Origin of the sequence: Tenacibaculum lutimaris (genome assembly GCF_003610735.1) — a bacterium.
GTDB lineage: Bacteria > Bacteroidota > Bacteroidia > Flavobacteriales > Flavobacteriaceae > Polaribacter > Polaribacter lutimaris.
In genome coordinates, this window is record NZ_RAQM01000011.1 from 145,127 (window position 1) to 159,511 (window position 14,385).

The following is a 14,385-nucleotide window of genomic DNA, read 5'->3' on the forward strand; positions in this document are numbered from 1 at the left end:
TTCTTTATTATATTATAGATTACCCAACTGATATTGTACCTCAATAGATTGTTGGTTGTATTGATTGATGTATTCCAAATGTGTTTGCTTTATCCTGATGGCACTGTTAAGGATGGTTATATAGTTGACATAATCTATTTCGCCTTCCTTGGATGCCAATTCTGCGGTGGTTATTTGTTCTTCCGCCAAAAGCAATGCGCCTTCTTCATAATACTGCAATATTTTCCGCGTTTTTTCAAGGGATTTGAACAATTGCGACACCCTACTTTCGGTGGTTGCCTTTTGCTCCAAATATTGATTTTCTGCGACCATTGCATCTGCCTTGGCTGCCTTTATCCTCGATTTCTGCGGAAAAAACCATAACGGAATACTAATACCTGCCTGATAGGTATTGAATCCAGAAACATCATCCACTACTTGCCTTCCAAACGATAAACTGAATTTCGGTAGGAGTTGCGATTTTTCAACACCCACATTTGCTTTACTTACTTCGGCGTTCTGCAACGCATATTGCAATATTGGGTTGTTTGCTACCGAGGTAGAATCCAAATTTGCCATAAAATCCAATGGCTCGTAAAAATCGTTCACCGTTTCAATGCTTTCATCCGTTCCCAAATACTGTTTTAAAGCACGTTTGGCAATTTCAATATCATCATAGGCTTGTTGTTTTAATACTTGTATTTGCTGATATTCCGAAGATGCTGAAATAAATTCCAATTTGCCTGTTTCTCCCGTATCATACCGAAGTTGGGCAGCGGTCTTAAAATTGGCATAAATACTGTCCAGTTGGTCTGCAAAGCGCAACTGCGCCTTATAATAATTTATTTGGTCATACGCTTGCATCACATTACGCACCAATTGTTGTTCACTGGCCACATAAAACTTTTCTCCCAAGGCAATACGCTCTTTGTAAAACTTCGATTTTGAAAAACCGGAAAGCAAATCAATGTTGCCCTGTTGCACACCAACGGTTGTCTGCACTCCAGGAAGATTATTTCCATATTCTTCTTTGCCCGTGAAAACTTGAGTGCTACCAAGGTCAAAACTCGTTCCCTTTAGTGCCTTTTCCCGTTCAATAAATGCTTGGCTCTCTTTAAGTGATGGATAATTCTGTTTAGCCATAGCAATAGCCTCATCAATGGTCAAGGTCTTTGGGATTGTACCATCTTGATTGGTGTCTTGGGCAAATGAAGTACCAGAAGCCATCAAACCTCCAACCATCAATAATACGGTTACAATATTGGTTGATTTTTTAATATAACTTACATCTCCACCATTGTCCTTCTTTTCTTTTCGGGATTCCAGCCAATAATAAAGAATAGGAATAACCACCAAGGTCAGAAATGTTGCCGTAAGCATTCCTCCAATGACTACTGTCGCCAAAGGTCGCTGTACTTCTGCACCACCAGAGGTAGAAATCGCCATTGGGATAAAACCCATAATTGTTGTAATGGCTGTTAATAAAATTGGACGTAAACGTTCGTGCGTTGCTTCGTATATACGTTTTTTTAAATCTGTCATTCCACTGTCTTTTAATTCATTGAATTTGTTTATGAGTATGAGTCCGTTTAATACGGCAACTCCGAAGAGCACGATAAACCCGACTCCGGCAGAAATACTGAAAGGCATTCCACGAATCAACAAAACGAAAACACCACCAATGGTCGCCAAAGGCACTGCCATATAGATCATCAAGGCCTGTGTAACTGAATTTAAAGCAAAGTAAAGCAGAACAAATATTGTTAATAGAACGATTGGAACTACAATCATCAATCGGTCTGAAGCACGTTGAAGGTTTTCGAAAGAACCTCCGTAGGTTACAAAATAACCTGGTGGCAGTTTCACGTCCGTTTCCAATTTTTGTTGAATTTCCTCGACCATCGATTTTACATCGCGCCCACGAACATTGACCCCTACCGAAATACGACGGGAGGTATTGTCCCTTGAAATCTGCATCGGACCTGGCTTATAGCTGATATCTGCAACCTCCTTTAATGGTACTTGTGCACCGTTTGGCAAATCGATATAAAGATCTTTTAAGCTGTTGATATCTTGTCGATATTCCTCTGCCAAACGAATGACCACATCGAATCGTTTTTCCCCTTCAAAAATGACTCCTGCCTGTTCTCCAGAAAATGAAGCACTTACATAATCATTCAGCTTGTCAACGGTTACTCCGTATTGAGCCATTTTTGCGCGGTTATACACCACGGTCATTTGGGGCAAACCACTTGTAGCCTCTACGTTAAGGTCTGCAGCACCCGGAACTTTCCGTATGACCGCAGCAATTTCCTGAACCTTATCTGCCAACACGTTTAAATCTTCTCCATATAATTTGATGGCTACGTCCTCACGAACGCCAGTCAGCAATTCATTAAATCGAAGTTCAACAGGTTGTGTAAACACAAAATTTACGCCGGGAACTACTGAAATTTTTTCTTGAATCTTTTCTATGAGTTCTTCTTTACTATCTGCGGATGTCCATTTACTCTTGTCCTTTTCAAGAATAATATAACTATCCGCAATATCCATAGGCATTGGGTCTGTTGGTATTTCGGCCACACCAATCCTTGAAACTACCGTTTTTACTTCTGGAAATTCATTGATTAAATTCTGAAGTTTTTTTGAAGCCTCAATAGATTCTGTAAGACTGCTCCCTGGTTTTATCAAGGCTTGAAAGGCAATATCGCCTTCATCAAATTTCGGGACAAATTCTGCTCCCATATTGCTAAATACAAATCCTGCAATTAATAGCAATGAAACCGCTCCTATAACCACACCAGCCCTAAAGCGAAGTGCAAAATTTAATATAGGCAGATAGATACGATTCAGAACCCCCATAATTTTATCACTGAACCTATCAATCTTGTTTTCAAATTTGGCAAACCAACTATTTTGATTTTTAGCAGGTTTTAAAAATAATGATGACATCATTGGTACGTAGGTAAGGCAAAGAATAATTGCCCCTAAAACGGCAAAACCAAATGTAAATGCCATTGGTCGAAACATTTTCCCTTCCACACCGGTCAAAAACAGAATAGGTGTAAAAACTATAAGAACAATTAGTTGACCGAAGAAGGCAGAATTCATCATTTTACTTGAAGAGTCATAGGCGATTTCATCCATTTCAGCTTGGTTAATGGCGGTTGTGGATTTTTTCATCCGTTGATGAATGTGGAAAACCGCTCCTTCCACGATAATCACCGCACCATCTACAATAATCCCAAAATCGATCGCACCCAAGGACATTAAATTTGCCCAAATGCCAAATTGTTTCATCAAAATAAATGCAAATAATAGGCATAAAGGGATTACCGACGCTGCTATCAAGCCACCACGGAAGCTTCCTAAAAGCAAGACCAAAACAAATATGACAATAAGGGCACCTTCTATTAGATTTGTTTTAACGGTACTTGTGGTTGCCTCAATAAGTTCACTTCGACTTAAAAAAGCATCAATATAAACGCCTTCCGGTAAGGATTTTTGGATTTCTACAATGCGCTTTTCAACATTTTCTATAACGTTACTTGGACTTTCGCCTTTCAGCATCAGTATTTGTCCACCAACAGATTCGTGGCCATCTTGGGTAAACGCACCATATCGCACCTGATTCCCATAGCCCACTTTTTCAGCGACATCCCGCACTAAAACAGGGCTTCCGTTTTGTGTGGTTACAACGGTGTTTTCCAAATCTTCAATGCTACGCGCCAAACCTTCTCCGCGAATGAAATTTGCTTGGTGGTTTTTCTCGATATAAGCACCACCTGTATTGGCATTGTTCACTTTCAGGGCTTCAAAAACCTGATTCATTGTAATGCCAAAACTTTTTAATTTATCAGGATTTATGGCCACTTCATATTGTTTCACATACCCTCCAAAAGCATTGACCTCGACCACTCCTGGAACTAATGCCATTTGGCGTTTTACAATCCAATCTTGAATAGTACGAAGCTCCATTGCATCGTATTTATCTTCGTAGCCCTCTTTTAGTTTTAGGGTGTATTGGTAAATTTCGCCCAGACCTGTAGTTATTGGTGCCATAAATGGCGTACCAAAGCCTTCAGGAATTTCTCCAGCAACTTCGGTTAATTTCTCTTGCACCAATTGCCGGGGAAGATAAGTGCCTGCCTCGTCCTTAAAAACAATGGTAACTACAGACAACCCAAAACGAGACACCGAACGCAGTTCGATAACATCAGGAAGATTTGCCATTGCCAATTCTACCGGATAGGTTACAAACTGCTCAATATCTTCAGTACCTAAATTTGGGGCAACTGTAATAACCTGTACTTGGTTGTTGGTAATATCGGGTACAGAACCCAGATTTATAGTGGCCATAGACCAAATGCCCGTACCTACAAGTGCCACTATAAAGAGCCCAATAATAAACTTGTTATTAATGGAAAATGAAATGATTTTGTTAATCATAGAAAAATTTTAATTCAGTTAAACATATCATTTTGCGCTTCGCGCAAAATAAAAGCGAAGCAATGCTTTTGTTAAAAAGCATTGCGTAAGGATATAGCTATCCTTTAAAAAACTGAATTATGCCTGTGGTGGCTGTAAAATGGAAGTGGTAAAATCTTTTTTTATACCGTTTAAGTAGAGAAAATCTTGAGAAGAAATGTATTTAAACTCAAATTTTATTTCTGCGAATTTGAAATAAGTTGCGTTTATATGGCAACATTGGCAAATACAAAATGGGGAACATAAATCTGCATCTTGATGTTGGTGGTTATCACCTAAATCTTGAGAAATTTCTGTTTTAACTTCATTGTCAAAAGTACCTGTATCTTCACAAGGCACTAAATTTAGTGTGAAGATATAGATTGACAATATGAATGCTAAAAATTTCATTAAGGCAAATATAAGAATTTTTTAATGCAATGGTTGTGCAAAGAAAAAAGGCTTCGGATTATAAAAACCATAAGGTTTCTTGACCAAAAGGTGGTATTTCCTTGCTTTCAAAACGAGGTGCTATTTCTGCAACCATTTCAGGATATTTAATTGTTATTGGTACGTTTTGTTGACGTAAGGATTTCCAATATAGCCTACTAAATTGATACACTTGCTCTATTAGCTTTCTAATCATTTTACTATCATTTAAAGCCTCTGGTGTAGGACTTGATATTTTAAGTTTTATTGGAAATGAATAACTTGAATGACTTGGGTATTTTACAGTATTGTTATACCTCAAATTATTAAAGAGTAAATATTTATATTCTCCTTTAGGGCCAATATTTATATATGTGCCACTCATTGGAATTAACTCACCATTCCAATTTTGGTCAAAAGCAATAATATCTTGTGATTTTGTTTTATTAATATTAAGAACAAAAAGAGGACAAGGCAATTGAAGTTTATCCATCATTTCTAAAACAGGTTGTATTTCTTCATCCTTCATATCCTTATAAAAGTGAATCACTATTTTTTCAGGTATTTGGTTTGTTGGTACGTATTGATAGATAGCATCACTTAATGCACCCCCTAACTGTTTAACATCAGATTTACTGAAATAATGAAATTCATTAAATCTTCCATTATTTTTAAAACTAAATGCACTCGCTACATATCGAATGTTTTCTTCGGTATTTTTAAATGCACCCACACCTATAACTAATTCATTTTTAGGTTTGACATTTAGTTGCCAAGGTGTACCATCTAATTTTGCTAATAAGGCTAATGATATATTGGTTAAATCGTATATAAACTTATGTTGATTTCTTCTAAATCTATCAAACTCTATTACTTGAGATATAATTCTTTTATATAAAAGCTGCTCTTTAACCTTGTAATACACTAACTTTTTTTCAAGATTGGGTTCGTGCTTGTTAAAAGGACTTAAATAAATAGCAACATAATTAATGTTAGGGTCTGATTTAAAGTCTTTTATACCTTGTGAAATTTGAGGTAATGGATTTTCTAAATCATCAAATATTATATTGACATTATTATCGAAATGTGCTAAAACACCTGCATAAATATTTAAACCTTTATACCAACTTGTACCATCTTCCAATAATTTTTGCAATGCTTCTACTTCTTTAGCATAACTTGTATGATATATAAAGAAGAAATGCACATTATCTAACTGACAAGGATTTAAAGGCTTTAAATTCTTAAAATCAATTTTGGGATTTCTACCAACACCATTTTGAAACACTAAATCATTGCTTTCATCAGCAACTTCACCAATTCGATTTATTTCTACAGGTAAGTAATCGTCATTATTAACAGGTATAACTTTTTTAAATTCTTCACTTAAAATGAAATGTTGAATAAACTTATCGATTTTGTGTTTATAACTTATATATTTATTGGAATCATCTTTTGGTTCTGGTTGAATATTAAAAGCTGTTCGTAAATCGTTATTCAAAATGGCATAAGCCATTGTGTTATCATCAATAAATTCCTTTTCCTTATGATATTTTAATAACCTCATTTTATATACAACTTTATTAAGATTTGTTGTTGAGGTATGTTTTATAATTTCAGAAATAGGTTTTTTAAACACTTTAGCCATACCATCATAAGAAATAACTAACTCACCATATTCACTAACTTCTTTAATTTGTACTTTGACAGTAAACTTATAATACTGTGCAAAACTTTTATTTTGATATGATCTATTACCTATCCAAATTTGATTATCATTCACAAAGTTTTGACCAACAAGTTTTTTTATGCTTTTAAAGAATTTTTTGATTCGCCAATTATAGTAATGCTTTATTAAGTCGGTTGGTTGTTCTTTTAGATTGAGTTTTAAAGGCAAATATCCTTCCTTTTCATAAATAAATGATGTGTAGATAAAATCAGGATTTTCTTCTTTTATACCAGGAAACAAATCTTCTATATTGGTTGGAAACTTTGTTTTATACAACTTTTGAGCATTACCAATTTTCTCTTTACTTAAATAAAAAGTTATTGGTTTGTCTGGTAAATCAAACGTTATGATATTGAAATAAAGTTCCTGACTCATAATACTTGGGTTTATTAATTCTACTTCTTGCTCAATCTATTAATTTTTTGTTCTACAATTTTGAGGATTTCCGTACTGTTCTTTTCATCTTTTAACATAAAGACAATTTTATCTGCCATCCAGAATTGAAGCAATTCATTTTTATTTTGTTTTAATACTTTGGCTAATGCTTCAGCTTGTTCTTTACGAGCCATACGAGTACCACGTTCAATTTTACTTAAAAGTGCCGTATCAATATTCATTTGAGAAGCAACTTCTCTTAATAATAATTGCTTTTCTTCTCGTATTTCTCTGATGTATTCGCCAAATGTCATTTTGGGGATATTTTGACTTGTCAATATTTGTCTAATGTAAGAAAAAGAAAATAAGAACTAACAAAAAGATATTAACAATTATAAACAGGAAATGAGGAAGTTAAGGATTTAAGGATATAAAGAATTTTTATAAATCCTTGTTTCCTTAAAATCCTCAAAACCCTTATTGTGCTTTTGTGGGATTTGTATAATTGTTATGTGCTTCCCTATGTATTAGACCAGCATCAACAAATTTAGTAATATAGCCTTCTGCTGTTTTATGAGGAATCTTGTTTTTGTCGGCTATATTTAGGTAATCTTGTCTTGAAAATTGATAAGGTAGTGCTTCTAAAAAACGTTCTTTACGATTGGCTCTTTTTACTTCTTTTTGTTCGATAGGTAAATCGTTAAACACCTTACTACTGTGCTTTACTAATACGCTTATCATTTCCAATGTATTTTCAAAATCTATATCCTCACAATATCTTACTTGGTTTACATCACCATCTTCCATAATGCGAAATACAGAAAACAACATTATAATTCTAAATGCTATTAACCCCAAACGTCTAACAGTTGCTATATAGTCATCGGGTTGAAGATTGAGGTATTTGGTTTGAAGCTTCTCAAAAAACACATTAAACTTTTGTTGTTGCTCGGTTGTTAGCCTTACTTCAATATCAGGATTGTTTTTTAGGGTTTTGTATAACCCAAAAAATTCTTTTCCTAATTGGTCGTAATATTCATCTAAACCATTGGTTGTATCAGTTTGAAAAACGTTCTTCCAAGTAGGTCTGATATTCATATAATAAAACATAAAACGACTAAACAAGCCATTTTCAGCACTTGGAACCAATGCCTGAATCTGCTTTGGTGTACCAGACAACACCGTTGACAAACAAGGTCTTTCAATATCTACATACTCTCTGTCCGTTCTACGATAGTAACTAATGGTTTCGTGGTGGAATGCTTTACGAAAACCATCGGAATAATTACCGTAATCACTTTTAAAAGCTTGTGCTAAAGTATCTCCTTCGGTTTCAAAAATTAACCCTCTACCTTCATTATCCGATATTAATTGATAAACACCTGTTACACTATTGTTAGCCGGAATAAACAGCATTCTTTCAGGTGGTTTACTCGGTTTTTCCATAGTTTCACTTTTGCCCTTATTCATATTATAAGTAGCCATTTCAACTTGATGCTGTTGTTTTAGGGTTTTGGATTGTTCGCGCTTTTCTTTGTGAACAGGATTTACCAAATTTTTAATTTGGTTTAATCTCCCTTTTCCTGCTGAAGCAGGTGCAGTAACAAATAAATACAAGTTGCTAAACACTTTCCGTTGGTCGTACACACCAAACAATTTAGGAAAACAGGCACTAAATGCAGTTAATGCACCCAACAACAAAATATCACGTTCTTCATTACTGCTTGATGGTTTTACTACTTGTTGCAAAAATGTTGGGATGTTGTTGTAAACTGTTGTTGGTATTGTTGGCAATGGTTGTTTTTCTTCCTCTGGATGTTGCGATACTTCAACAACTTGTTGTTGCTGTTTTGGTTTAATACCAACTTGATGCAAATGGTGGTATAAGGTTGCTATGCTTATACCGTGTCCTTTTGCTTGTAAGCATTTATTATACTGTTCGTCGCATTCTTTATGGTCGTAACCTGAATAATTTCTGCTAATTCTATGGTAGTAATCACGTCCAGCTTCACCGTATTCCTCTGAAATAGCAAAACCAATATCACGCCACTTTTCATAAGTATCAGTAATATCGATACCTAATTGTTCTAAAGCGTTGATATATGTTTCAATATCATTTGCAACAACCGTTGTCGGTTTGTTGTTGATTGGTTTTTTAGGCACTTCTTTTTGCTCTGGAACAGCTAACCAATCTTTCGGGTTGAATATTTTTGTCATAGCTTTTGATGTCTTTTATGTAGGTATGCCAATGGATCGTGGGATAAAAAACACGCTCTGGAAATGTCTTTACCCGATTGGTCTACCTCAATGTTATATGTTTGCTTTATGTAATTGGCCACCGCAATAAAATATTCGTTGTGTGACACTTTCGATAAATCGATTCTAATTATCCATTTTAAGCCTTCTCCTGAAGGTGATGTAAACAACATTTCGGTTTCGAAATATTCATCGTTTAATAATTGTTGTTTTAGTTCTTCAAGATTTTCTAAATGGTCAAAATCGATTGTCAATAATGATGAATGCTCAATTAAGCTATCATCATTTCGTTTAGAAAACACACCTGAAAATGTTACATAATCAAAATGATTTGCTTTAAATTTCCGTGCTTCTTTAGGGTTTTTAATCGCTCTAAATTGCTCTGTGATACTTTTATACTTATCGCTTGTAATACGCTCAAATATTTGGTGTAATCTTACTTTTTCAGTTGGAAAAACATTTCTAATTGGTGCTTTGTAAAAACTGCTGTAAGCATACCAAGTATCATCAGGTGCATCTAACCAGGATAATTCATCTTCTTTTTTAACTTCAAAATTTAGATGCAGTACCTCATTGATTTTTAGTAACAATTCTTCTTCATTAATGATTTTAAAATGATAGGATGCAAAATCGAATACATCACCTTTAAAATCGGTTAATTCTATGTCGTAATGCATTGCCTTATTTTCAACAACATTAATTTGTAATGTTGATTTACCACCATTAAAAGGATTTCGGGTTATCCCACAGTCCCTTCCTTTTAAGGAAAGGACTGTTGATTTAGGATAATACTGCCTTAATACATAAGCGTAAATATTCAAACCGTAATGCGTTTTCTTTAAGATGCTCTCTTTACTTATTTCCATCGCATTTAAAATTTGGGTTATAATAATTGCTTTGTAATAGTTCCTCTATATCAGATACTTTGTAATAAAACTTGCCTTGAATCTTGCTATATGGAATCGTGCCATTTGAACGGAATGTTTGCAATGTCCGTTGGCTAATATGTAGCGTTTGCATTACGTCCTGATTGTCAATCCACGTATCTTTTAAGCGTTCTGCTCTCGTAGCTCTTATTAATTCGATACGTGCCTTTAAGTCCTTAATCTCTTGTGAGAGTGCCAAGAGTAAATCGATGATTTCAGTCATAACTAAATCCTTCCTTTTTTGATTAAGTAATTAGCTGCCTGTTGCTCGATTTCATCTTGGGAATCCATACGGTTACGCAATAACCATTGGTCTAATTCCTGACGTTGGAAATAGATTTTTTTACCATTCGGTTTATAGTGTGGAATGGCTCCCGTACTTGTAAGTTTATACAAGTGCGATTGTGATAGTTCTAAATACTGACAAGTTTCATTGAAATTCAATACTTGCTTTTGCAACGTTTGTTGTTCTACTAACAACTTTTCGATGCGTTCTAAACGTTCAATTATTTTAACGTCCATCTTATTATAAATTTTAATTTAAAAATGGACTTCTGCGCAAAAGTCATCCTTGATTGTCAAGGACATAACAAATATTGAAAAAGGTGTTTGGTATAACAGAAAAGAGAAAAAATGGTATTATTAAACCATTGTAAAACAATGATTTACACCGTTTTTGGTATTATCTATTTGGTATTAAGTAGAGAAAATACCACTTTTAAAAGGTGAAGTTTTATTTGATTTGGTCAAGCCAAAAATTGGCTTCAACTAATTTTTGATAGGCTCTTTTTTCAGTACCTAAAAATCTACGGTATTCTTTACCTGCATTACTACTTGGCCCATACCTATAAGCAAAGAATTTATAAATGTGTTTAGGCTCTATTTTTTTAGATGGTTTACTGTCAAAAAATATTCTTTCATTAAAATATTTAGTTTCTGTTAACTTAACCATAAAAGCTGCAAGTAATATTTTATTACCTCTATCCTTTATGAAGTTATATTCATCATCTATAATGCCTTTTTCATTTAATAGCTCCTCTAATTTTGCAAATTCTCTTTGTTTAATCTTATTAATAAGTGCGTTATAGGATAAGACATCATTGTTTTCCTTTCTAAAATCACCTTGTATAGCGTTGAAAATTGAACTTTGTTTTACTTGTTTCCTGACCGTTTTTATTTCTGCACCGGAATAGGATTTTACAATTAACTCTTGAGGTGGTTCTTCATTAAAAAATACTTCGTGCAGTTCTTCTATTGTATAAATTTCAGCATCACTTAATTCTGAAAATCGTTCTTGAAGTTCCATAAAAAGCATCATCGCATTTGCTTTTAAAAATGAAATGATATAGGCTTCATCAGATTTATCATTTTGAATTGGCTTTAAAGACAAACTTTCAACAATAACATTATCTGAAATGTAATTTTTAATCTGGGTTAAATAATTTAAAAATTTACGGTGAGCATTATCATATAGAAAAGACAAGTGATCAGCTGTTGAGTTTGCATCAAGTGCATTATTAATTTGATTAAAATTTTTGATGTACTCGTTTTCTATTAATTTTAAATAGTATTTACGCTTGTTAGAATACGCCTTTTTGAAGTCGATTTCATATTTAGGCGTTGTATTGAGGTATTGCTTTTTAAAGCCTTTTAAAAGCTCTTTAAATTGGTTTTCGGTTCTTTTATCATCAGTAACCTTTTCCACATACAGTAAGTCGATAAATAAGTCTTTAGCCATTTGGGTTAAGGTTTATTCTGTAAGCTGCTTGTTTCTTTTTGTCATCAATTACTTTAGCGTAAATTTGAGTTGTTTTCAAATTCTTATGACCTAACATTTTTGATACTGTATATATATCAGTACCCAAAGTCAGTTGTAATGTTGCAAATGAATGTCGCGCACAATGGAACGTGATATTCTTCTTAATTTCTGCATCACCAACCCATTCTTTTAGTAGGTCATAATTTCTCTGAACGTTATTAATATTCTCGAAAACTTTTTTAGTCGATTCGCCTTTTTCTCCTAACAATTCAAATGCTTGTTCGGAAATTGGTAAGGTTTCAGCTCCTTTAGTTTTCTTTTGCTTAAATCTAATAAAATTTCCATAGGTTTCTGAATATTGGATTTCAGACCATTGAAGTTTTGTAATATCTGACCAACGTAAACCTGTAAGGCAGGAAAATAGAAAAGCATTTTTTAATTGTGGATGTCTGCTATCTGTATTAAAAAGCTTTCTAACTTCTTCTAAAGTTAAAAATTCCATATGTGTATCTTCTTCTTTAAAATTTTCAACTGAAATAGCAGGATTGTATTGAATTACTTTTTCTTTAACAGCTTGTCGTAATACAGCTAAAAGTTTTTTAAAATATGCTGATTTTGTGTTTTGGCTTAATGGTCTTTTACTTCTGGAAAGTGCTTTTTTGTCTAAATACTCTTTAAAACCTTCTACCCACTCTTCATCTATTCTTTCAAAAGAAATTCCCGTAGGATGATAATCTTTTAAATGTTTTAGAGTACTATTCCATACACCTAAATTACCTTTACTTTCTGAACGTCTTTCAATCCATTGTTCTAAATACACGAAAAAATTGCCTTGTTTCTTTTCTTTATTTTCAAAACCATAAATATTATTCTGTACCTCTAAATGTCTTTTGGCTCTGATGCTTTCAGCAAGTTGTAAGATTTTCTTGTTTTCTAATTTCTGTGCTTTAGTTAAGGACCCTTTGTCGGGTTCTGGCGTTAAATATAATTTCAAGTACTCGTACTTACGATTTCCGTTTTCGTAATAATCAAGATATAAACTAATTCGTTTCCCTTTTCTACGTTGGCGTAAAGTAACTTTCATTTTCCTTATATTTACTGTGTTATACTATGCGTTTTAAGAGTGTTATATGGGCAACAATACGGCAACAAATATAAGCAAAAAAGGGTAGTTTGGCAACAAAAAAGAACACTGAAAACCCTGTAAAGCAATGATTAATAGATAGATAACAAACAAAAGAAAGATAATGAATTTCCTAAAGGAAATTCAATCTTATTAATTATCTTTCCAAAACATCGGAAAACGACTCGCGCCCTTTTCCCGCAAAAAATCATACACAAATACGTTGGGCATAATTAAAAAATAAGGATGGCACATAAAAATATTGACGAAAAAGTTTGGCTAGATAATGCGAAAACTATCAAACAGTTTATTGATCAACGACACATTTATGAGCAACTTTGCGATGAAATAGCTTTTGTTCTAAAGTTCGCTATGGAAGAAAGTGATTTAGAATATTCAGCTATCAGCAAAAGATCAAAAACACTAAATAGTTTTTTAGAAAAAATCACAAGAAAAAAGTATAAAGATCCTTTTTCTGAAATAACTGATTTCGCTGGAGTGAGATTAGTTTTCTTATATAATTCTGATTTTGATAAAATCGAAAAAATTGTCAAAGATAATTTTAAAATTATTGAAAAAGTAGATAAACTAAATGACAAAGGAGTTGATAAATTTGGTTATGGAGCTATACATTACATTGTACAACTAAATAAAAATCATGCAGGTGCTAGATATGATAATTTGGTTGATAAAAATTGTGAAATTCAAATAAGAACTGTATTACAAGATGCATGGTCAATTATTGACCATCATTTAGTCTACAAAAATACTTCTTCTGTTCCTAAAGAGTTACGCAGAAAGCTAAATAGTCTAGCTGGCTTGTTTGAAACTGCTGATGATCAGTTTAATCAACTTCGCGAAATGAGGGAAACATATATCAAAAATGTAGATAAATCAAAAAGCAGTCCTGATGAATTTCTAAATACGGAATTAAATCTTGATTCATTCAAACAATACATTTCTTGGAAGTTCCCAAAACTTCCTTTAGAAACCTTTGATGATCAATCTTCCATTGCTTTTAAGGAACTAATAAATGCAGTAGATTTAAGCAAGTTATTAGATTTAGACAACCTAGTAAATAAAGGTATTAAAAAGTTTGAGCAGAAACAGCCAAAATTTGATGATCATCCTAACTTTCACTCTAGTTCGGTTGCTACAATAATTTCTGTAGGATTAACAAATAAAAAATTAATGTCAAAAATGGGAATTCCAAATGATTGGAAAGAACTTTTAGAATAACTATGCCCAACAAAGAACTGAGGTAAAAAACAAGTAAATTTTATACTTTTTTAAACCAAAGTACTTTTATAATTTGCATCATAAGGTAAACCACTTTTTACTA

At 33.4% G+C, this 14,385-nt stretch carries 11 protein-coding genes; 1 reads left to right on the plus strand and 10 read right to left on the minus strand.

Features of this window, described 5'->3' with window-relative positions; genetic code table 11:
* Positions 1 to 12: 12 nt before the first annotated feature.
* The 10 genes from C8N26_RS12130 to C8N26_RS12175 all read right to left on the minus strand — a co-directional run bounded on the left by C8N26_RS12130 (position 13) and on the right by C8N26_RS12175 (position 13,004).
* On the minus strand, positions 13 to 4,428 hold the full coding sequence (locus C8N26_RS12130; protein WP_120187511.1) for a CusA/CzcA family heavy metal efflux RND transporter: 4,416 nt from the start codon (positions 4,426 to 4,428) through the stop codon (positions 13 to 15).
* Between the two features lie 117 nt (positions 4,429 to 4,545).
* A complete protein-coding gene (locus C8N26_RS12135) occupies positions 4,546 to 4,857 on the minus strand; it encodes a DUF6660 family protein (RefSeq protein ID WP_120187512.1) in 312 nt (103 codons plus the stop codon).
* Between the two features lie 58 nt (positions 4,858 to 4,915).
* The gene (locus tag C8N26_RS12140; RefSeq protein WP_120187513.1) at positions 4,916 to 6,979 is read right to left on the minus strand and encodes a Piwi domain-containing protein; all 2,064 of its coding nucleotides are present in this window, start codon (positions 6,977 to 6,979) and stop codon (positions 4,916 to 4,918) included.
* Positions 6,980 to 6,999: 20 nt separating this feature from the next.
* Positions 7,000 to 7,293 (minus strand): helix-turn-helix domain-containing protein, encoded by a 294-nt coding sequence (locus tag C8N26_RS12145; protein WP_113966042.1) that lies wholly within the window; start codon positions 7,291 to 7,293, stop codon positions 7,000 to 7,002.
* Between the two features lie 163 nt (positions 7,294 to 7,456).
* Entirely contained in the window at positions 7,457 to 9,196 is a 1,740-nt protein-coding gene (locus tag C8N26_RS12150; RefSeq protein ID WP_120187514.1) for a DUF3987 domain-containing protein, read from the minus strand.
* On the minus strand, positions 9,193 to 10,101 hold the full coding sequence (locus tag C8N26_RS12155) for a BT4734/BF3469 family protein (protein ID WP_120187515.1): 909 nt from the start codon (positions 10,099 to 10,101) through the stop codon (positions 9,193 to 9,195). Before C8N26_RS12155 ends, C8N26_RS12150 begins: the two co-directional genes overlap by 4 nt.
* Positions 10,088 to 10,384, minus strand: a complete 297-nt coding sequence (locus tag C8N26_RS12160; protein ID WP_072349425.1) for a helix-turn-helix domain-containing protein — start codon at positions 10,382 to 10,384, stop codon at positions 10,088 to 10,090. Before C8N26_RS12160 ends, C8N26_RS12155 begins: the two co-directional genes overlap by 14 nt.
* A 2-nt stretch (positions 10,385 to 10,386) precedes the next feature.
* Positions 10,387 to 10,683: a helix-turn-helix domain-containing protein gene (locus tag C8N26_RS12165; protein ID WP_093026613.1), complete on the minus strand. Its 297-nt coding sequence runs from the start codon at positions 10,681 to 10,683 to the stop codon at positions 10,387 to 10,389.
* A gap of 211 nt (positions 10,684 to 10,894) precedes the next feature.
* On the minus strand, positions 10,895 to 11,899 hold the full coding sequence (locus C8N26_RS12170) for a DUF6617 family protein (RefSeq protein ID WP_120187516.1): 1,005 nt from the start codon (positions 11,897 to 11,899) through the stop codon (positions 10,895 to 10,897).
* The gene (locus C8N26_RS12175; RefSeq protein ID WP_111126203.1) at positions 11,892 to 13,004 is read right to left on the minus strand and encodes a site-specific integrase; all 1,113 of its coding nucleotides are present in this window, start codon (positions 13,002 to 13,004) and stop codon (positions 11,892 to 11,894) included. Before C8N26_RS12175 ends, C8N26_RS12170 begins: the two co-directional genes overlap by 8 nt.
* Positions 13,005 to 13,289: 285 nt before the next feature.
* Between C8N26_RS12175 and C8N26_RS12180 the strand changes: the two genes are divergently transcribed.
* Positions 13,290 to 14,282, plus strand: a complete 993-nt coding sequence (locus C8N26_RS12180) for a GTP pyrophosphokinase (protein WP_120187517.1) — start codon at positions 13,290 to 13,292, stop codon at positions 14,280 to 14,282.
* Positions 14,283 to 14,385 lie beyond the last annotated feature (103 nt).

What these genes read in the sequence shown, in the direction of transcription:
- C8N26_RS12135 (WP_120187512.1), bottom strand. Translation starts at nt 4,857, where the DNA reads ATGAAATTTTTAGCATTCATATTGTCAATCTATATCTTCACACTAAAT.
- C8N26_RS12160 (WP_072349425.1), bottom strand. Translation starts at nt 10,384, where the DNA reads ATGACTGAAATCATCGATTTACTCTTGGCACTCTCACAAGAGATTAAG.
- C8N26_RS12140 (WP_120187513.1), bottom strand. Translation starts at nt 6,979, where the DNA reads ATGAGTCAGGAACTTTATTTCAATATCATAACGTTTGATTTACCAGAC.
- C8N26_RS12165 (WP_093026613.1), bottom strand. Translation starts at nt 10,683, where the DNA reads ATGGACGTTAAAATAATTGAACGTTTAGAACGCATCGAAAAGTTGTTA.
- C8N26_RS12170 (WP_120187516.1), bottom strand. Translation starts at nt 11,899, where the DNA reads ATGGCTAAAGACTTATTTATCGACTTACTGTATGTGGAAAAGGTTACT.
- C8N26_RS12155 (WP_120187515.1), bottom strand. Translation starts at nt 10,101, where the DNA reads ATGGAAATAAGTAAAGAGAGCATCTTAAAGAAAACGCATTACGGTTTG.
- C8N26_RS12180 (WP_120187517.1), top strand. Translation starts at nt 13,290, where the DNA reads ATGGCACATAAAAATATTGACGAAAAAGTTTGGCTAGATAATGCGAAA.
- C8N26_RS12145 (WP_113966042.1), bottom strand. Translation starts at nt 7,293, where the DNA reads ATGACATTTGGCGAATACATCAGAGAAATACGAGAAGAAAAGCAATTA.
- C8N26_RS12175 (WP_111126203.1), bottom strand. Translation starts at nt 13,004, where the DNA reads ATGAAAGTTACTTTACGCCAACGTAGAAAAGGGAAACGAATTAGTTTA.
- C8N26_RS12150 (WP_120187514.1), bottom strand. Translation starts at nt 9,196, where the DNA reads ATGACAAAAATATTCAACCCGAAAGATTGGTTAGCTGTTCCAGAGCAA.
- C8N26_RS12130 (WP_120187511.1), bottom strand. Translation starts at nt 4,428, where the DNA reads ATGATTAACAAAATCATTTCATTTTCCATTAATAACAAGTTTATTATT.